This window comes from Chryseobacterium sp. sg2396 (genome assembly GCF_042610505.1).
Classification (GTDB): Bacteria; Bacteroidota; Bacteroidia; order Flavobacteriales; family Weeksellaceae; genus Chryseobacterium.
The window spans coordinates 55,860-76,527 of the sequence record NZ_JBHGAQ010000001.1 but is presented as its reverse complement, the minus strand read 5'-3'; the positions used below and the strand labels follow the sequence as shown (position 1 = coordinate 76,527).

Genomic DNA, 20,668 nt, shown 5'->3' with positions numbered 1-20,668 from the left:
AGTCCTGTAACGAATCTCTATTAGCAACGACTATTCGTATATATAATTTTTTACAGTAATGAAGAATACCAAATTTATATCATTACTTTTTGTTTTGTCTGCAGGAAGTATGATGTTTGCCCAGGATGACTTAATCAACAAGCTAAAAAACAATCAATCCCAGAATGCCAATTTCCAGTTTACCACACTGAAAGATGTAGGAGCCACTTCAGTAAAGAACCAGGGTTCATCCGGCACGTGCTGGAGCTATTCGGGAAATTCTTTCCTGGAGTCTGAAATGCAGAGGATGGGTAAAAAGCCCGTTGACCTGGCAGAAATTTTTACGGCAAGGAATTCTTACCATGATAAAGCAAAATTATACGTTCTGAACAACGGCGCGATCAGCTGGGGCGACGGCGGAGAGCTGCATGATGTCATCAATATGTATAAAAAATACGGTGCGGTTCCCCAGGATGCCTATACCGGGTTGAGACAGGGGCAGACCCTGAACAATTTCTCCGAGATGCAGGGTAAATTGAAGCCTGTGCTCGACAGCCTGGTTCAGGCCGGATCGAAAGGAAAGCTGACGGATAACTGGATGTCTTCCGTAGATGTGATCCTGGATGAATACCTGGGAAAAGTTCCGGCGAATTTTACTTATCAAGGGAAATCGTATACGCCGAAGACTTTCGCAAAAGAAGTCGTAGGCATTAACCCTGATGATTATGTGGAACTTTCTTCCTACAAGGATTACCCGTATTACCAAAAATTTGTTGTTCCGATCCCGGATAACTGGAGCCATGATTCCGACTGGAACGTGCCTATGAAAGATTTAACGGAGATCATTGACAATGCCGTAAATAAAGGCTATTCCGTAGGCTGGGCAACCGATGTGTCGGAGCCGTATTTTTCCTACAAAAACGGGGTAGCCTATGTTCCGGACATGGATCTGGACCAAATTACCAAAGACAATAAAGGAACCTTATTCACCGAGCCGAAAAAAGATAAAACCATCACCGAAGATATGCGTCAGAAGGCTTTAAACAACCTTTCCACAACAGATGACCATGGAATGCACATCGTAGGTCTCGCGAAAGATCAATCGGGAAAAGAATATTATATGGTGAAGAATTCATGGGGTGTAACCAATGATTTTGAAGGATATATTTATGTAACAAGACCTTATGTCGAATATAAATCGACGGCTATCCTGGTTCATAAGGATGCCCTGCCAAAGAGCATCAGAAAACAACTGAAACCGAACCAAAGCATCGGACTATAAACCGAATCATTATTGTCATTGAACGATGACAATTTTAGATATTTAATCTGTTAGAAGCCGTTTCCATATTTTGGAGATGGCTTTTTTGATATATTTAAGTTGTTTCTAAAGTGCACCCAAATGAAGCAGGATCCCATTTCCTTACTGTACTATACATGATTTCCGGCCACCGGCTTCATCTTTACAGCTCATTTATTAATCTCTTTTTCCAATACAAAACAACTGCTTTTATTACATTACGCCACAAAATTATTATTAATTATATACTATATCTTCAAAAAATACTTATACATTCGCTTAATTTAACAACCTCTGGAACAGCAGTAGAAACAGTCTGAAAATCACATAATTTTGATTTTATCTTCCGGGAAATGTTTAATAAGATGAATAGAAAAAACCTTTGATAAGATTACAACTCTATAAAATACAAACGAGGTATGAAAAATTATAAAAATATCCACCTGGGAAAACTCATCCGGATGCGGGTAAAGGAAAAAGGCATAGAGATACGGAAAATCTGCAGCTCCATGAACATCACCGAAGAAGAACTTTTTGCCACTTATGAGCTGAAGAGCCTGGATTCTGAACAGATTCTCCGCTGGAGCAAACTGCTGAACTATGATTTTTTCAGAATCTACAGCCAACACCTGATTCTCTACTCACCACCCGTACCCGATAAGGAAAGTGAAAACCTTAAAGAAGAAAAATCATCCCTGCCTCAATTCCGTAAAAATATTTACACCACGGAGATCATCGATTTCATCCTCGAACTGATAAGCAAAGGCAAAAAAACAAAAAGAGAGGTCATTGAGGAATATGGTATCCCTAAAACGACTTTGTATAAATGGATCAACAGCCGTAAGAAACAATAACATTCCTCTATCAGCCGTTCCGGCTGTTTGCCAAAAAGGAACCGGCAGGAAAATATAAACCAGGCATAAAATCCCTGCACCCGAGTAAATCTACAGACCTGTCGGATTTTAATATCCGAAAGGTTTTTCCTGTGAAAAATATTCCTGCAGCATTTGATCCGATCATCCCAATGGGATATGAAATCCCGATGCCGGATACGCTTTTGCAGTTTGTCCTGACCTTTATTTTCTTATTTTCAATAGGTCTTGTAATGATCCCTCTACAAGTTTTGTAGCAAAAATCCTACAGCTTTTGGTTAACGTACCTCAAAAAATACCTATAAATTCGCCTTGTTGAATGATCATCATTCCGGATATGCCTAAACAGCAGGTAAGCACTGCTCCGGTGTATATAAGCGGCAGTTCCGTGCCAAGGCTTAATTAGGGTTCAATACTAAAACGCCAGGTTGTTACAGGATCAGAATGATGTTTAAAATTCAACTATATAAGACAGTCGAATTATGAAAAATTTCAAAAATATCCATTTGGGGGAACTTATCCGGGCGAGGGTAAAAGAAAAAGGACTAGAGGCCGGCAGAATCTGCAGTTTTATGAAATGTACGGAAGCCGAGCTTTCGGAAATCTATGGGTGCAAAAGCCTGGATTCGGAGCAGATTTTACGATGGAGCAAACTGCTGGATTATGATTTTTTCAGGATCTACAGCCAGCACCTGATCCTTTACTCTCCTCCTGCGGCCTATAATCCTGATGAAAGCCTGAAGATGGAAAAATCGTCGCTGCCCCAGTTCCGCAAAAACATCTACACCACCGAAATCATCAACTTTATTCTGGAATCGATAGATACCGGTGAAAAAACCAAGCAGGAAGTGATGGAACATTATGGCATCCCCAAAACCACGCTCTACAAGTGGATCAGCAAACGAAAATAAAAACAACAGATTGATATCCGATAAACATTAAGACGATGAAAAAATCAGTTCCCGTAAATTACAACAGAATCTACCGCGACATCATCACCAAGAAATTTCCTGAAAAGGCCAAGTCCTGTGAGAAGCTGCTGACCAACAAATCGCTGTCGCCACTGGATATTATCGAAATCAATGAAAAAATATTCGGTAAGCCCGATCAGGAAACCTTTCATGACAACCAGCAACTTCGTTCCTACACAAAGAGTTCAATTCTGAAAATTCTTGATTACCAGAAGAAACATAACCTCAGCAACATGAAAACGGCTGAACATTTCCGCCTGAGCAGGAACTCTATCAGCAAATGGAAAAAACAGTTCTATTAAATACCTGAGAAAAACACAAATGATGCTTCCACTACTTACAAAAACACTGAAATTCAAATCTGATCATGACATCAGAAGTTTTCTATGGAAGAAATTTCCTGCATCCAGGAAATACTTTGTTCATAAGCTTGTTAAAAGCACGGAATGGACAGGCAAACATAAATCTGAAATAGAATCCTTTTTCGGCTCTCAAAGAAGTGTCAGCGATTTTACAGACCGCTGGAGCTATTATATAGAAACCAGAAATAAAAAAAGATATTATCTGATCTTTGATTTCGAAAAAGACCTGGTAACCAGTGTGCGTTACAAAGTCAAAGATCTCGGCAACTGAATTCTCTACTGTAAAGAAATCCTTCGGGAGTCAGGATAAAATAGCACTTATATAAGGTTCAATCTATATTCTGCTTAAACAGACAGCTATTTTAAATTTAAGCTAAACTGTATATACATACTGCCTGGCTTAGTCTCTCAAATCCCAAGAAGGAAAATGCCGATGGCTGAAGTTTTCCTCATTTGTCCTCATACAGATACGCACCACTCCAATCCAATCCAATCCAATCCAATCTCAAACACTATGTTTAGATAACCCTGCGGGAAATCGAAGATTCAACACATTCAATGACAAACGTTGTACTAAAATTTTTATAATGTTGTTTTTATGATCCTAAGCAATAAAATATGCGCAATCATCTGTGAAAATATGGGCAAATCTGTAGTTTAAATTTAGCATTTATTATTAATCACATTTTGTCATGAAAATAAAGCGCAATGATCCGCGTAAATCCATGCCATCTGTAGGAGGATTTTTTACCTACCGGCGGTAAAGGTTACCCGAAACCACAGTATCACTTATACACAATCATCCGTGAAAATCCGTACGATCTGTGGGAACTTTTTTATCATAAATCCCCCCAAACCGGATCAAATAAAAAGCCCGCGGCACAAAGGCGGCGGGCTAAAATATAGGTATTGTCAATTAGGTCATTAAAATACCTATCGGGTATAATGAACATTGTGTTTAATCAATCGTTATCCGATAAGATACGGGTCCGGTTTTCTATGAAAAAGGATTTTACCGCTGTCCGACGTCCGGTACTTCAACAATATTCCCCGAGGCATCGGTTTTAAACAGCCAATAATCGTCATTCTTGGCTATCCTGAAGAATGATCTTAAACGGACCGTATTCTGAAACAATGTATATTCAGCATTTGCCAGGCGATCCATAAGTTAAAATCACTACAGCATCATTTATTCACCCAGGTAAATAAAAGTGTTTACCGTAAGGTATTGTGGCAAAACAGAGAAAGCAGCTGATGATCCGCCGGTAGAAACTGACGCGGAATGGGTATGCTGCCCGGCTCCGCTGGTCACGATATCCCATCCTTCAAGATAGTGGGCGTAACTGCTTCCATCCGGCACCGTTTGTGTTCCGCTGGACGAAGTATGTTGGTCCTCCCAGCTATGGGTATGGTTCCCGACACCGTTCACGGCAGCGGTCATCGTATAAGCCGGTATATTTGCCTGCACCAGTACTGTCGTATTGTTGCCCCCAATGGTGCCGTTCGATTGGCCTGACGTCCGTGTTTTTATGATTCGATCTTCGGCATTTGGCAGGTTGGATGTGAATCCCAATGACAATGCGGCGTTCCGGGCACTTGCAGACAGGGAGTTGAGGCTTCTTCCGTCAAGCAGGTACCAGCCTTTGTGGTCCTGGGTTTCCAACCCGCTCTTCAAATCGCCTTTTACGACAATGCGATCTGCCCTGTAAAGATTGCCGTCCTGGTCTACCGTAACCACTCCCTTATCCTGCATATTCCCTGAAGGCAGCATCCTTATTCTGGTTTCTCCATTTATATCAAGGGTTCTGGTAGGGGTTTCCGTACCTATACCGACATTCTGTGCCTCTACGGTGCTTCCAATGACCATACAGACAATTATATAATATATTATTTTCATTTTATAAGAGTAAATTTAATTTCCTAAATAGATAAAAGTGTTTACACTGATATGCTGGGGAATAATGGAAAAAGCGGTTCCTCCTCCTTCCGAACTCCCCGAAAAGCTATGGGTATGATCCCCTTGTGTACTGGTGTATCTGGTTTCCGAATTATATCCGTAAACGGCACAGCAGGTAGGGGAATACCTGAAATTCAACTGATTGGCAGAGGTATTCTGATGCACTTCGTGAACGGAGTGGTTATGCTGCCCGTCCGCAGATGTGGTTCCCGTAAAATTATAAGAAGGAAGGTTGGCACGGCTGAGTGTTACCGTATTGCTTCCTCCGAGGGCCGCAAGCTGTTCTGAGCCGGTCTTTGTTTTCAGCAACCTTCCCCTTGCATCGGGGAGGCTGGTGAGCGAAAGGCTGTTTGCATTATTCTGTGCACCGGATGGCAGTGTATTCAACGGTCTTCCGTCGAGCAGATACCAGCCGTCATGGTCGGCAGACTGAAATCCTTTTTTAATGTCCCCGATATTCCGGGTAGGAATACTGAGGGTTGCAGAACTGATGTTGCCGTTTGCATCCACGGCAGTGAGCTGATAAGTACCACCGGAAGCCACAGGTAACAGGCGGATCCTCATATCCCCGTTTATATCAAGCATTTTCGTAGGCTGTGTGGTATTGATACCGACCTGGCCGCTCAATCTTTCGGAAGTAAGAATAAAACATGCCGTAAATATGGGCAAAATAAGCTGAAATCTGTTTTTTTTCATAAGTATGTTTTTAAAGTCCTAAATAAACAAAGGTATTTACAGCAATAAATGCAGGAGCGAGCGGTATGGCCTGCCCGGATCCGTTCGAGTTCAGGGAAAGCGTATGGGAATGAGCCCCGGCGGCACTGGTGGTTCTTATAGTATATGTCCACCAATTTACAGTACCTCCGGTGGTATAGCCCCAGATGGTTCCTCCTCCATGAGGTGTACGGTCGTTTGCATAATGGTTATGGCTGCCCGCTGCGGAAGTATTGCCTGAAAAAGAAAAACTCGGCATATTCTGCTTGGTTATATTGTAAGAAGGGTTTCCCCCTACAGACGACAGTGCTTCACCTGAAGTCGCTTTTGCATACTTCCCCGCAAAATCGGGCAGGGTTGAGGTAAAACCGAGGGAAACGGCTGTAGCCTGAGCATTAGCCGGAAGGCTGTTGATATTTCTTCCATCAAGCAGGTACCAGCCGTCATGATCGCCGGCGTAGTAGGTGTCTTTGATGTCTCCTTTTGAAGGAAGCATTTCGGGAACATCCATTTTCAACATATTGCCATTGGAATCAGTAATCAGTAAGCTTTGGGAATTGTTTCCCTGAGGCAACATCCTGATCCTGAGATCACCGTTGACATCAAGCATTTTTGTAGGACTGTCGGTATTGATCCCCACCTGGCTTTTTACGGAAAGCCCGGACAGCAGCAGGGCAATAAATAAAATTTTTTTCATTGTGGTTTTTTTATTGTTTATTGAAAATTATATAAGGATACGGTAGTAATCCGCAGATCCTGCGTCGTCTGGTAAAGACGCCGGCAAGATAACAAAAGTGGCAATCCGGATTTTTCGAATTGCTGTAAAATCGCGGGTCCAATTGTTTTTACAGGTACGAATAATGCGTATAATTGCTGTAATGCAGAATTTTTTCTCATCTTAATCGTGTCATCATTATTTATGTTATTTGAAACTGCTTTATATTCTGTCAAATCAATACCGTATTTTAAGCAGTAGTATCAACCAATTCTAATGGCTGAATTATAATGCAAATGTACAGGACGCTTATTTTACTACCATAGGTTTTTATGTAGTTTTTTATCTACAGATTTTGTAATAAAAATCAAAGGCATTGTCGCGATTTTATGACATCAATTACATTTCGGATATAGGAAATAGGAACTATCACAACATGAATTCGATGATATTCATTTTGTTTTTAGCCATTCAAACAAAAAAAAACAGAAGACTTTAGTTTAAGCAAAAATCGTAAAAAAAGCTGGAAAAGGGGGGCCGGATGCTAAAGCACCTTTGGTTAGGGTATCGCCACGAATTTTGTATATCAAACATGATCCGTGAAAATCTGCGCAAATCCGTGGGAAATTTTCTAACCACAAAAGTTACAAAAGACAGGTATGCTATAAAATAAAGCTAAATGCCTGAGGCCGAATAAAGCACACAAAAGCTTAAAAAAAATCAAAGATTTTTCAATAAAAAAACCAGGCCTATTAATAACAGTCCTGGTTCCCATGCATCTATACTCATAAGCTGTTTAAAAAAAATATCTTAATAGCAATGCATATTGTGTGTTTTTAGAATCTAATGGGGGATTTGTTTTGCTGCCAGCCTGATCGGGGAGGGAGTTGCCGGCTGGCTGCTAAAATCCTATGAAATTGAATAATTATTATGGGCGTTTTCACCCTGTAATGATCCTGATAAATTGGGGATCAGTTCCCCAGATACACCACAGTGAACGAACGATCGGTAACATTATATGAACTGGTACAGCCTGAACAAGGAGTTGCACCGAACTGAATTACCTGCCCTACATTTAGGTACAAGACCACAACCCCACCGGAATTAAGACGGGTTCCAGCCACAATACTGCCTGCTGATGTATACTGATATGAATTGCTATCAAATCTCATTTGCCAGGAAAAAACGTTATTATTGGTGCTGGGCTGCTCTATAGCCTGTAGCGAAAGCTGGTAAAAGCCCGCTTTTGAGGTGGTATAGGTATTGTTGGTTGTATTCCAGTTCCCATCGTTGGTGCTAACGGTGAAAGTGAATTTATTATAACCGCTGCCATCAGTTAGCGTGACGGAGTTTGTCGCTTTACCAGACGCTACAACCGAAGGGACAAAGGTATTGGCCGGAGCTACCGGTTCCGAAAGCCTCACCCAGACATTACCGTCGAAAAAATAAAAGCCGTTGTTGGCAATGTTCACGGCGGTTCCCTGTGCAGTTCCCGTGGAGGCATCGTTTATATAGATCATGGTAGAAACCGGGACATTCGTCATGCTCTGTGCCCGCTGGCGGTCTACCCGCGGAAACAGGAAACCATCTACATTGGTAGAGGTACCGGTTGTATTTTTTGCGGCCACCTCAAGTGTGGACGAAGGCGCTGCGGTATTAACGCCAACCTGAGCTTTTACAGCCTGAGAAAGACACAGTATTGCCAATAAAGAAAATAATTGCTTTTTCATAAAGTGTAGATTAATGTTATCTGAAATTTTTCTAAACGGACCCTGTTTTATGAGTACGTTAAATTCAAAGTGTTTTGTAGAGTTTGTTTTGTATTCCTGAGCAAATATAGATTGTAATCAAAGATTTCAATCAGACAACCTGTAGCTTTTTTACTAAATATCCTTTAGCGGTATCGCTACCTACTACCTGATATAAAGCGGAAGATCAATATCATATCAATAGAATTCAGCTTGTCTGCATAGTGATAATCCGGATCGGTTGGCCCCAGGACTGTATCGGGGGATCTGCTTTGACAATTTTAATGCAGCACGGCTTCGATCGTTATATCCCGGACAAATGCAGGGTATTTACAATCAGTTCCCCAGATACGTTATACTGAAAGAACGATCGGTAACATTATACGTTGTGCTACCACAGCCTGTACAAGGAATCGCCCCGAACCTAATTACCTGATTTACATTTAGATACAAAACTACTACTCCACCGGAATTAAGACGGGTTCCTCCTACAATATTACTTATTCCCGCGTACTGATAGGAATTGCTATCATACGTCATGACCCAGCCAAAACTGTTATTACTGGTGCTGGGCTGCTCTATAGCCTGCATAGAAAGCTGGTAAAAGCCTGCTTTTGAGGTGGTATAGGTATTGTTGGTCGTACTCCAGTTCCCATCGTTGGTGCTGGCTGTAAACGTGAATTTATTGAAGCCGCTGCTGTCTGTCAGCGTGACGGAGTTTGTCGTTTTACCAGACGCCACGACCGAAGGAACAAAGGTATTGGCCGGAGCTACCGGTTCTGAAAGCCTCACCCACACGTTACCGTCAAAAAAATAAAAGCCGTTGTTGGCTATGTTTACTGCCGTTCCCTGCGCGGTACCCGTGGAGGCATCATTTACATAAATCATGGTAGAAACCGGAACGTTCGCCATGCTCTGTGCCCGCTGTCGGTCCACCCGCGGGAATAAGAAACCGTCTACATTGGTTGAGGTACCGGTTGTGTTTTTTGCTGCCACTTCAAGCGTGGACAAAGGGGTTGTGGTATTAACGCCAACCTGCGCATGTGCACCGAATGATAAAATCATTACTGCCAGTGGAGTGAGTACATTTTTTTTCATAAAATTGTAGATTAAAAGTTATCTGAAATTGTTCTGATTTAACCATTTTTTATGAGAACGTTAAATCCAGAGCGTCTTTTAGAATTTGTTTAGATTCTTGAGCAAATTTACAACGCGGTCAAAACATTGCAACCGGTAAACGTATAGCTATTTTTCGATATTTTTGTCATTAAATCGCTACAAAAAAAATTACATAGTTGGATAGAGGGGCTGAAAGCTGGATGATAAGATATGAAAATCAGGATCTTACACAGATTGGGCAAATTCCGTAGATTTTGGCAGACCGGATGCTGGAAGTTAAAGGTTCACGCAAATCGGGCAGATTACGCAGATTTTGATAAGTTGGAAAATAGGTGATAGAGACTGGAAATTTTTGGCTTGTAAAATAAAGTTATACTGAGGCGGAGACCCGATTGGCGAGAGTAAAGCCTGACTGTATTGATTACCGCATACAATTTTCTACCATCTTGGATAAAAAAGGTTAAAACATCGTTTTCTATAACCTACCATTTTTTTCTTTTTACTTTTGTTATTTTCCGGCAAAGATAAACGTTTGCTTCCGGCAACGATTCCGGGGGAAAAGAAATTGGCACGTATACCGCGAAGGTATATGAATATGATTTATGATATTAACGTGAATCCAATACTACTCGCCTTTTTTCCCAATGAATTAAACCGGTAAAACTGGTGGGCAAATCAGGATTATAAACAGAATCTTTCTTAACGGCTGACAAAAAATCCCATTTGATTCTTATATCTTGGGCTGTGATACCGATAGGAAAAACTTATTACTTACCGCTTCCAGGCGTTTAATCCGGTTGCTATTTAGGATTTATGCCTTGTTACTTCAGGCCGTTGTAGATTTTGGAAAGCTCAATAAGGTTTTTTACACCGAGCTTATCGTAAATTCTTTTTTTATGGGTACTTACAGTAGAATGGCTGATGTTAAGAAGTCTGGTAATATCATTCAGCCCTTCACCCTGGGCCAGCAACTCGAAGATCTGGAACTCCCTCTCCGAGAGATCATGGACCGCCTTTTTTGGATTCGCCGCTTGAATGGCTTCGCTGATAACTTTAAAGGGATAATAATATCCGTCTTTCAGAATGCAGTCTATTGCCCTAACAATTTTCTCTTGACCGCATTTTTTATTCAGGTAGCCGTCGGCACCCTGTCTGATATACTGTATCGCCGCATCGTCTTCATGTGCGGTGAAGATCAGAATCAGCAGGTCTTCCTGTATGGCCTTCAGCTCACCGATCATAGCGGTATAGATACTGCCGGGCATCTCAATGTCCAGGATCATAAGATCATATTTTTCCTGCCGGAGTCTATTTTCGGTATCCTCATAATTTTCCACGCAGTCTATCGTCACTTTTTCGAAATGTTCTTTGAGCATAAGAGATATGGCATAGGCCACCACAAAATGATCATCTGCAATCAGTATTCTTTTCATAAGCTTAATGTTTCCCTAATTATAGTTACCCGTGTTCCGGTCGGATTGTTTTTCTGAAACCTGATCTCCGCCCCTATCTTCCTTAATAGTCTAATGACCATAGGTAACCCGAGCTTTTCATTTTTAAAAGGGAGCAGTTCCTCCTCACCATTCTCAAACATCCTGTTGTAGTACAGGATCTGTTCATCAGACATTCCGTGTCCGGTATCGGTTACCTCGAATATAGTCATATCTGTGAATTTTTCTGCACTAATGGTAATTTTTCCGCCAATGGTATGCTTCACGGCATTATCGATCAGGTTGTGCAGGATGACAGCGAACACCGTTTTATTCACACGGGTTTTAAAATCAGCATCGCAGAGATTTACAATTACCGTATCTCTTTTCAGGGCGATTTCCTCAAAAAGTTTTGCCTTGGTATCGATAAGGCTGCACAATTCATATTCCTCCTTCTCAAAAACAGCTTCCGAATGAAACAGCTTTGTATATTCTTTGAGCCCGGAGGTAAACGTAAAGAGTTGCTCAGAGGTTTTGTGCAACATTTCGAAGAGCTCTTTCTGCTTGTCGGGATTTTCGGTATCGTTGAGCTGCTGCGTAAGGTAAGACATGTAGCTCAGGGGTGTTGTGATATCATGGCTGATGCTCTGGATGATCTTCGCTTTTTGTTCCGACTCATTCTTGAGCATATCTCTGGTGGCTTCAAGCACTTTATCCTTTATGTCTAGATTCTCCTTCAGGTTTCTATTTTTTCCCTGAAGAAAACTGGTTCTCACCCGTATGATCACCATAATGATGCATAATAAGATAAAACCGACCAGCAGCCTGAACCAGAATGTCTGGTAAAAAAAAGGGACGATTTCTATCGGAAGGATTTTGTAAGCAAAGGTATTTTCGGAAGTGAGGTATCTGATCTCCAGGCTGTAATCTCCGGGGCTGTCTTCATCCATTACATACATCCGGTTATTACCGATATCTTTCCATTGATCGTGGTTGCCTCCTTTAAGCCTGGCCTGCAGGTGGATGTTTTCAATATCTGAAAAGTACGGAATATCAAGAAAGATATTCAATAATTTAAAGTTACTTTTTATCTTTAATTTGTTCTTGAAAGCAAAATTTTCCTTACTGCTGTATGCCCTTTCTACAAAGAGCGTATTTTTTTTAGGATAAATCCTTTTTACTTCCTGTGGCCTGAAGAAGACAAAACCTTCCATGGACGGAAAGACGAAATCGCCGTCTTCCAGGATGTTGCCTCCCGGATAAGCCGTGTTGAACTCATTGTTCAGCAGACCGTTCAGCTTGGTGTAGCGGTAATAATAGACCGGATTGATTTTGTTGTCTGCATAATTGAGTAGTGTTTTTTCACGGACTCTGAATAAGCCGTTGTTGGTAGAGATCCAGAAAAAGCCGTTTTTATCTTCCAGAAAAGTATGGGCTCCGGAAATGGCCTGTTCCCTGTCTGCCGGAAGTCTCACAGGAACAAGGTTTTTTAGAAGATAGAAGCCCTGATCAGAATATGTAGTTAACCAATAGTGCCCGCTTGCCGACCGTATAACGTTTTTTATATTAATGTTTCCGGCAAGTTTTTTAATAATCTTTTTCTGCGATAAAGAGAGCAGGTACAATCCGCCGTAAGTTCCCACAAAAATAAGATCCCGGCTGTAGGGAACCACGGTAGTCATTTTTTCGGGAATTTTTACAGAGGCCTCCGCTTTTTTAAACCGGTCATCTTTAAAAATTTCTAATATCGAGGTATTATCATGACCCATTTTACCTACCATAAAGAGATCATTGATTTTATTGACGGATATTATCGCCTCATCCAACGATATGGAGTCGCCTTTTTTATAGCCTGTGCTCCGTGATTTCCTGTATATCATCCCGTAATCTACATACAGAACATTTTTTGAACGATCATATGCAAGGCGTCGGTCGTCGGAGAATAACTCTACCTGATATCTTTTTTTTACCGAATCCCTGAAGTATTCGGTGCCATCCTGGGCAATTATCGAATGGCGACTCAACGGCAGGGCAGCATAGCATATCTCATCGGTAAAAGGTACCTTCTTTTGAGAAATATAAAAATTTGACAGACTGAGGATATTAAGTCCTTTGAGGAGGCTCCCGATATAAAGCTTCTGATTTTCCTCATCATAAAACATAGATCCGATATAGTCTTTTTCAATATCTTTATAATCTGCGATAAAGCGGAATACCGGCCTGCCGTTATTCAGTCTGCTGCTCAGATAAATTTTCCCGTGATTAATCATGAATACCTGGTTTTTAGATTGAAACCAGTATATTTTTGTCTTGGGATCGTTACAAAAAGAAGGCTGGTTATCGTAAGAAATTTTCCCATCACGAAGAATTATGGTTTTTCTTCGGACAGGATCCGCAATATGTACCACATTCTCCAGTACAAATGCATTTTTAAGCATAGTATAATGGAAATTTTTCCCGATCACGATCCGCTCCGATGAAGGATCTTTTTGGTATTCAATCGTATTCTTTCCAAAGAAGTAACGTTCCTTACCAAGTGGAATAATGAAGAAATCCGCAATAGGGTAAAATTTATTATTGGCGCTGTTTTGATTCAGGAAAAAATATGTTCTGCCGTCCTCAGGGGCATACGGGCCTAAGAGATAGCTCTTATAAGTAAGAATATTTACCTGTCTTTCTGAAATCTTGATGTATTCCCTGATAAAGAAATTTAAAGAATAAATATCTTTTCCGAAACTTTTAAATTCGTAAAAATTTACGGTATTGATGTTCCTCTTTGGAATAAGGAATTGGTTACCATCATATCTTACAACTCCATTATTGGTTAATATCCATACAAATCCATACTCATCTTTGGTGATATCTTTAACCGTATTTTGAGGAAGACCATTGTCTACATTATACCATTGTGAAGTATAATGTTGTGATTTTAAAAATAATGAAATAACTAAGGCTGTAAGAAAATAAAATTTCATCAAAAGAATTTGTTTTTTTGTTTTGCAAATATAAGCAACCTCAATATAAATTAAGCATATAATTTGTTATTATCTATATTTATGAGTAAAAAATGAATCCATTTATTAAATTATATGTAATTTTTCAACTTTTAAAATCAAAATAATTTAATTATTACATATAATAAATCAGAAGACAGAGATATAATAGCAAATTATAGATTAAACATTCCCCTGCCTGTCGGTAAGTCTGATGAAATTTTTTTTTTTCCGGTTACTGTTTTTCATCATGCCGGGAGGTATTATTTTAATCATCACAAAAAAATATATTGAAAATTTAAAAAAATAAAGATCAGAATTGCAACGCGTCAACGGCGGACATCCCCCGGAATGTTCAGTAGATACGGTAGAATGTTATTACCCTCCCAAAAACAGAGAACCCGGCCACTGGAGATGCGTGTTGCCCGAATTAAAAAACCGCTTCAGAAAAATTTCCGGAGCGGTTTCGTTTAAATAATTGATAGGTAAAATATATGAATGGTAAATGGTCAATACGCTGCGCTTATCAGGCTATTTACGTGAACAATTAACCATTGATTGCAAGGAGTGAATGGTCAATACGCTGCGCTTGTCAGTTTATCTACATAAAACAATTGACCATTGACTTGCGATGGCAAAATTCACCATTGACCTTTTAATACAGGACAGCCATGCTTTCGGCTTTGAAATCCTGAAGCTCTTCGGTCTTTCCTTCCTTGATTTTTTTCACCCATTCCGGATCCTGCAGGAGCGCGCGTCCTACGGCTACCAGGTCGAAATCTCCTCTTTCCAGTCTTCTGGTCAGCTCGGATAAATCTGTTTTTTCCGTTCCCTGGCCGGCAAAAGCACTCATGAAATCCCCTTCCAGTCCTACGGATCCTACGGTGATGGTCGGCTGCCCGGTGATCTTTTTCGCCCAGCCGGCAAAATTCAGGTCGGAACCTTCAAATTCAGGTTCCCAGAAACGTCGCTGCGAGCAGTGGAAAATATCAACACCTGCTTCTTTCAACGGCAGCAGCCACTCTTCCATCTCCTCCGGTGTCCGGGCCAGCTTCGCCGAATAGTCCTGCTGCTTCCACTGGGAAAGCCGTATAATGATGGTAAAATCTTCGCCCACTGCGGCTCTGATGGCCTTCACGATATCCACCGCAAACCGGCTTCTTTCCTTCAGTGTTTTCCCGCCGTATTCATCGGTTCTGGTATTGGTTACTTCCCAGAAAAACTGGTCGATCAGGTATCCGTGAGCACCATGGATTTCCAGCACGTCAAAACCTAAGTCTTTTGCAGATTTTGCTGAAGCGGCAAACTGCGCAATGGTATCCTGAATATCCTCCAGCGTCATTGTCGAAGCTTTCTCCATCGGAACTTCCGGATAATCATCCGAACTCCGGGTATCTCCCACATGCCAGATCTGAGGCCCCATTTTGCCCCCGTTTTCATGAACGGCACCGATTACATTTTTCCAGCCATTCAAAGCTTCGGTTCCGTAAAAATCCGGAATGTTCTGCATGTTTTTTGATGCAGGCCTGTTGATGACCGTTCCTTCGGAGATAATCAGTCCGACTTCCGCTTCGGCTCTCCGGGCGTAATAGTCTGCAATCTGCTGCGTAGGAACTCCATTATCCGATTGTGCCCTCGTCATCGGGGCCATCACGATTCTGTTTTTCAGTTCCAAATTCTTATACTTAAAAGGCTTGAACAATGCGTCTGTGCTCATTTTTTAATATTTATTTTTATAATTGTTACACAAAGTAACTAATAATAGTTCATATTAGTATCTCACAAAGAAAAAAAGTAGTAACTTCGCGGTAACTGATGTTGGTAACGCGGAGGTAACTTGGGCAATGGAAAAGCTAAGGCTTCGACGGGCTCAGCCTGACAGAGCTGTAACATGGAGTTAAAAAATTTATGTTTGCTTTTCAGCTCTGTAAAACTTTAGAACAGTTAGTAGATAGAAAAGCTCTTTGTGAAATCTTCGTGTTCAAAAGACGTTAAGCAATAAACAGGGCTTTCCTTCGTCAGGCTCAGGATAAACTGGACTCAGCCTGACAATGCAAAAAATTAATTTTTATGAGCTTCACGTTCGTACAAAGCATATAAGTCGCAAATTATGAATAAATCGTTATGAAAAAAAACGAATTAATGCAATACAGCTGTCCTTTAGGCAAAGCCATGTCTGCTTTGGGGAGCAAATGGAAACCGATTATCGTACTGGTGATTAAAGACCGCAAACTTCGTTTCGGAGAATTAGCCGTACGCATCAATGTGATTTCCCGGAAAGTCCTTACCGACCAGCTGCGGGAAATGCAGAATGACGGACTGGTGATCCGGGAAGAGTTCAGGGAACTTCCGCCGAGGGTGGAATATTCGCTGACGGAAAAAGGGTTGGCCCTGCTGCCAATTCTGTACCTGCTGGAAGAATGGGAAATGAAATACCATGTATATGATCCTGATAAAGTGAAGGATTGTAAGATGATTCTGGAAGGGAAAAGGGTACAAAAGACTGTTATTTAATCATGAGTTAGAAATCATGGGAATAATATTCTTTTTGTTTTTCTAATTGTACCAATATCTCTTTAACAGCATCTTCGAGTTTAGCAAATTCCTTTCCGGGAAATCTTGTGTAACAGCAGATGCCATTTTCATCATGATATTTATAGTCACAATTACCAATATATTCATCAATTTCAGTTTTGAAATCAAATTTATCATAGTAATAAATAGCAATGCTGAATTTACCATCCTCCTTAAAAATTAAAGTGACATTATTCTCATCATTAAAAGGATAAAAGCGTATTGCATACTCAAAACTTCCCCAACTTTCAGTATACTTGTATCTGTTAATTTCTATTTCTTCTTTAACCTTTTCCGCTATATTGATAAAAAAATTTTTAAGTTGAGCCTTTGCAAAAATTATCTGAGAAAAATTCTTCTCATAAAAATCACAATAAGATTGTTCCATACTTATTAATTTACTGTTTGAAAATTGCATTAAAAAGTCATGCGTAAAATAATCCCATTTATTATCAAACACATGCAATTTTGCACTGATTATTTTGTCAAAAATGCTTCGGATGTTTAAATACTTCCAATTGTTAGGGCAGTTCTCTTTTTTATAAGAGAAAATGACATATTTTTTATTATGTAGTGGATATTTCAGATTAATGTCATTTTCATAATCATCAAATGGGTTGGCCATCCAATGTTTAATTTTATTTTCGAAGACCAGAATATTATTTTCATTGTATAAAATTAAATCAATACGTTTTCCATTTGAAGTTATAAACTGGGTATTGACTTCGCTGTCTGTAATCAAACTATTTAGGAAATCGTCGTCATTCAGATCAGCTAACAGTATTTTCATAAACTCATCCCGCCGCTGATATTCTGTTTTCTTTTTCAATAGATATGATAATACCTCTGTAAAAGGATTTTCATAAAAGCCTCTGGTACCGATCGAGAAAAGATTATTAGATTTTAGATTTGGATTTTCAGGAATATTATTAAATATTTCTTTAAGCTCAGATAGATCATTCTGCATTTCAGGGGTTATTAATTATTATGTAAAATACGATTATTTAATTAAAAAAATTTAAACCGCTTCCCAAAAGAAAGCGGTTTCAAATTTTATTTCAAATCTCAATTAAAATATCGCCGGATATTTCTGAGGATTGGTTTCATTGAACATCGCGTAGATTTTCTCTACCATATCGTCTGCAGACGGCTTGCTGAAGTAATCACCATCGCTGGCGTAGGCCGGTCTGTGATCGTTGGCTGCAATTGTTAACGGATCGGAATCCAGGTATCTGAAAGCTTTTTGTTTCTCTAAGATCTGCTGTAAGATGAAAGCAGACGTTCCGCCTTCCACATCTTCGTCGATTACCACCAAACGGTTGGTTTTCTTCACGCTTTCTGCGATTTCATGCGTTAAATCGAAAGGAATCAGAGACTGAACGTCGATCACTTCTGCCGAAATACCGATTTTCTCCAAAGCTTCCGCCGCTTCCATCACGATTCTCCAGGTAGAGCCGTACGTTACCAGTGTTACGTCTTTTCCTTCTTTTGTTACTTCGATTTTTCCGACAGGAACAGTGAATTCCCCTAAGTTGTCAGGTTGTTTTTCTTTTAAACGGTAACCGTTCAGGCATTCAACAATCACTGCAGGATCGTCGCTCTGAAGCATAGTGTTGTAGAATCCGGCCGCTTTGGTCAGGTTCCTCGGAACCAAAACCAGAATTCCTTTGGAAAGATTTAAGATCCCTGCCATCGGTGAGCCTGAATGCCATACACCTTCAAGCCTATGTCCTCTTGTTCTGATGATAACCGGTGCTTTCTGCCCGCCTTTTGTCCTGTACTGTACGGTTGCCAGGTCATCACTCATCCCCTGTAAACAATATAGGATATAATCCAGATATTGAATCTCGGCGATCGGTCTCAAGCCTCTCATGGCCATCCCGATACCCTGTCCTAAGATCGTCGCTTCACGGATTCCCGTATCGGCTATTCGAACATCACCGTATTTTTCCTGCATCCCTTCAAGCCCCTGGTTTACGTCACCTATATTTCCGGCATCTTCCCCAAAGACTAAGGTTTCAGGATATTTTTCAAAAATTTTATCAAAATTATTACGTACCACTACCCTTCCGTCTACATCTTCCGAATTTTCAGAGTATACCGGCTTGATTTCTTTCACATTTTCCGCCTTCCATTGAGACTGTGAATACAAATGAGAAGAATAATTGTCCTTTTCTACCTCAAAGATCTCGTGGTATTTCTGCATCAGCTGATTTCTTTCCGAAGTGTTTGATCCTCTGGTTGCCAGCAAAGCTTTTCTTACCAAATGGAATACATCTTTTTTCGCCTTGGAAACAAGCTTATTGAATTGACCAATATAACCTTCAATCTCAGTATTCTGTCCTTTCAGATTCTCCACCAATGGCAATACAGTCTGGCTAAGATCCGTAATGGTTTTCTGGTAGTTTTCCCAGGCAGCTTTCTGGCCGGCCTTTACCGTCTTTTTCGCCTCATCGTCGATGGCACTCAGATCTTCTGCCGTAGCCAGGACCTCTTCTTTGCCGTCGATCTCAATGGAATAATTCAGGATCCATTCTCTGAATTTCACCAAACCGTCAAATTGGGATTCCCAGGCCAGACGTTCTTCATTTTTATATCTTTCGTGGGAACCCGATGTCGAGTGTCCCTGCGGCTGTGTTACTTCCACCACATGCACCACTACCGGAATGCTTTCCACCCGGGCAAACTGTTCCGCGCGCGCGTAAGCATCCAGCAATGCCGGATAATCCCATGCTTTTACCTGGATGATCTCACAGCCCTGAAATTCACCTTCTTTTCTCTGGAAACCGCTCAGCATTTCGGCAATATCCGCCTTTGCCCGCTGTTTCATCGTCGGAACCGAAATTCCGTACCCGTCGTCCCAGATCGATACGATCATCGGAACCTGAAGGGCACAGGCCGCGTTTAAGGTTTCCCAGAAATGGCCTTCCGCCGTAGAAGCATCACCGATGGTTCCGAAAGCGATCTCGTTACCGTCTTTCGAAAACTTCTCCGAGCCCTCAAATTTTACGGATTTATATACTTTGGAAGCCTGGGCCAGTCCCAATAATCTCGGCATCTGTCCCGCAGTAGGAGAAATATCCGATGAAATGTTTTTCTGGGCCGTTAAATCTTTCCAGCTTCCGTCTTCATTTAAACTTCTTGTGGCAAAATGGCCGTTCATCTGTCTTCCGGCAGAAGCGGGTTCTCTTTCTACATTGGTATCGGCGTACAGCTGTGCGAAGAAACTTTCCACCGTAAGTGCATCTACAGACAACGCAAAAGTCTGGTCCCTGTAATATCCGGAACGGAAATCCCCGTTTCTGAAAACCTTTGCCATTGCCAGCTGGGGAAGCTCCTTACCATCCCCAAAAATACCGAATTTAGCTTTTCCTGTAAGCACTTCCCGTCTCCCCAAATAGGACATTTCACGAGAAATCCTGCCTAATTTATAATCTTCAAGTATCTGATTTTTAAAGTCCTGAAAGGAAATTTGCTGCGTTTCAATATAGGTAGTCTGCATAGCCAAATATTAAATATTTTTAATGTTGAAGTATTTTGCTAATATACACTTTTTAAATTAATTTTAATTTTTAATAATCTTTTTTAAAAATTTGATAATAAAAAAAAATGTGTCTATCTTGGGATAAATTTGTAGGTAATGGAGAAAAAGTCGACCCATATTCTTAATGCTTCAAGCAATCTTCTGGGATTTTCGCTGGTGATTATTACTTCATTAAAGATCTCGAGAATCAGCCGCAGCACGCATTTGGACGAATTTGCAGGATTGGCGTGCACGTTTTTTGCCTTAAGCTGCTTCTTTTCTTTTCTGGCCATCCGCACCGCCCATGAAAAACGTGCGGGCAGGTTTGAAACCATTGCGGATTATTTATTTTTAATCGCTTTATTTTGCATAGTTGCAGCCGTTATTATCGTAACCCTGAAAATAATTTAA

19 protein-coding genes are annotated in these 20,668 nt (G+C 40.7%); 8 read left to right on the top strand and 11 right to left on the bottom strand.

All coding sequences use genetic code 11. The features are described from left to right. Positions 1–58 precede the first annotated feature (58 nt). The 6 genes from ACED20_RS00345 (at position 59) to ACED20_RS00320 (ending at position 3,755) form a co-directional block, all read left to right on the top strand. Entirely contained in the window at positions 59–1,261 is a 1,203-nt protein-coding gene (locus ACED20_RS00345) for an aminopeptidase C (RefSeq protein WP_294198923.1), read from the top strand. Between the two features lie 437 nt (positions 1,262–1,698). Beyond that, entirely contained in the window at positions 1,699–2,133 is a 435-nt protein-coding gene (locus ACED20_RS00340; protein ID WP_294198922.1) for a transposase, read from the top strand. 131 nt (positions 2,134–2,264) lie between these two features. Then, positions 2,265–2,408, top strand: a complete 144-nt coding sequence (locus ACED20_RS00335; protein ID WP_378103249.1) for a hypothetical protein — start codon at positions 2,265–2,267, stop codon at positions 2,406–2,408. A 225-nt stretch (positions 2,409–2,633) separates the two neighbouring features. Beyond that, entirely contained in the window at positions 2,634–3,062 is a 429-nt protein-coding gene (locus ACED20_RS00330) for a transposase (RefSeq protein ID WP_378103248.1), read from the top strand. A gap of 35 nt (positions 3,063–3,097) precedes the next feature. Beyond that, positions 3,098–3,424 carry a helix-turn-helix domain-containing protein gene (locus ACED20_RS00325; RefSeq protein WP_378103247.1) on the top strand — a complete coding sequence of 109 codons (327 nt, stop codon included), beginning with the start codon at positions 3,098–3,100 and terminating at the stop codon, positions 3,422–3,424. A gap of 19 nt (positions 3,425–3,443) precedes the next feature. Next, positions 3,444–3,755 (top strand): hypothetical protein, encoded by a 312-nt coding sequence (locus ACED20_RS00320; RefSeq protein WP_378103246.1) that lies wholly within the window; start codon positions 3,444–3,446, stop codon positions 3,753–3,755. A gap of 741 nt (positions 3,756–4,496) precedes the next feature. Here the strand turns inward: ACED20_RS00320 and ACED20_RS00315 are convergent. The 9 genes from ACED20_RS00315 to ACED20_RS00275 all read right to left on the bottom strand — a co-directional run bounded on the left by ACED20_RS00315 (position 4,497) and on the right by ACED20_RS00275 (position 15,877). Then, positions 4,497–4,649: a hypothetical protein gene (locus ACED20_RS00315; protein ID WP_378103245.1), complete on the bottom strand. Its 153-nt coding sequence runs from the start codon at positions 4,647–4,649 to the stop codon at positions 4,497–4,499. Positions 4,650–4,673: 24 nt separating this feature from the next. Then, complete coding sequence (locus ACED20_RS00310) at positions 4,674–5,381, bottom strand: hypothetical protein (RefSeq protein ID WP_378103244.1); 708 nt, start codon at positions 5,379–5,381, stop codon at positions 4,674–4,676. Positions 5,382–5,396: 15 nt separating this feature from the next. After that, positions 5,397–6,137, bottom strand: a complete 741-nt coding sequence (locus tag ACED20_RS00305; RefSeq protein ID WP_378103243.1) for a hypothetical protein — start codon at positions 6,135–6,137, stop codon at positions 5,397–5,399. A gap of 10 nt (positions 6,138–6,147) precedes the next feature. After that, positions 6,148–6,852 (bottom strand): hypothetical protein, encoded by a 705-nt coding sequence (locus ACED20_RS00300; protein WP_378103242.1) that lies wholly within the window; start codon positions 6,850–6,852, stop codon positions 6,148–6,150. Positions 6,853–7,841: 989 nt separating this feature from the next. Beyond that, positions 7,842–8,600 (bottom strand): hypothetical protein, encoded by a 759-nt coding sequence (locus ACED20_RS00295; protein ID WP_378103241.1) that lies wholly within the window; start codon positions 8,598–8,600, stop codon positions 7,842–7,844. A gap of 354 nt (positions 8,601–8,954) precedes the next feature. Continuing rightward, on the bottom strand, positions 8,955–9,716 hold the full coding sequence (locus tag ACED20_RS00290) for a hypothetical protein (protein WP_378103240.1): 762 nt from the start codon (positions 9,714–9,716) through the stop codon (positions 8,955–8,957). A gap of 842 nt (positions 9,717–10,558) precedes the next feature. Continuing rightward, positions 10,559–11,170: a response regulator gene (locus ACED20_RS00285; RefSeq protein ID WP_378103239.1), complete on the bottom strand. Its 612-nt coding sequence runs from the start codon at positions 11,168–11,170 to the stop codon at positions 10,559–10,561. Then, entirely contained in the window at positions 11,167–14,142 is a 2,976-nt protein-coding gene (locus tag ACED20_RS00280) for a sensor histidine kinase (RefSeq protein ID WP_378103238.1), read from the bottom strand. Before ACED20_RS00280 ends, ACED20_RS00285 begins: the two co-directional genes overlap by 4 nt. Before the next feature lie 673 nt (positions 14,143–14,815). Beyond that, positions 14,816–15,877 (bottom strand): NADH:flavin oxidoreductase, encoded by a 1,062-nt coding sequence (locus ACED20_RS00275; protein ID WP_378103237.1) that lies wholly within the window; start codon positions 15,875–15,877, stop codon positions 14,816–14,818. Between the two features lie 407 nt (positions 15,878–16,284). Between ACED20_RS00275 and ACED20_RS00270 the strand changes: the two genes are divergently transcribed. After that, entirely contained in the window at positions 16,285–16,674 is a 390-nt protein-coding gene (locus ACED20_RS00270; RefSeq protein WP_295211927.1) for a helix-turn-helix domain-containing protein, read from the top strand. A gap of 7 nt (positions 16,675–16,681) precedes the next feature. Here ACED20_RS00270 and ACED20_RS00265 read toward each other — a convergent pair whose 3' ends face one another. Together ACED20_RS00265 and ACED20_RS00260 are read right to left on the bottom strand one after the other, a co-directional pair. Beyond that, positions 16,682–17,701: a PD-(D/E)XK nuclease family protein gene (locus tag ACED20_RS00265; protein WP_295211925.1), complete on the bottom strand. Its 1,020-nt coding sequence runs from the start codon at positions 17,699–17,701 to the stop codon at positions 16,682–16,684. A gap of 102 nt (positions 17,702–17,803) precedes the next feature. Next, on the bottom strand, positions 17,804–20,236 hold the full coding sequence (locus tag ACED20_RS00260) for a transketolase C-terminal domain-containing protein (protein WP_378103236.1): 2,433 nt from the start codon (positions 20,234–20,236) through the stop codon (positions 17,804–17,806). 138 nt (positions 20,237–20,374) lie between these two features. Between ACED20_RS00260 and ACED20_RS00255 the strand changes: the two genes are divergently transcribed. After that, complete coding sequence (locus ACED20_RS00255; protein ID WP_294198951.1) at positions 20,375–20,668, top strand: hypothetical protein; 294 nt, start codon at positions 20,375–20,377, stop codon at positions 20,666–20,668.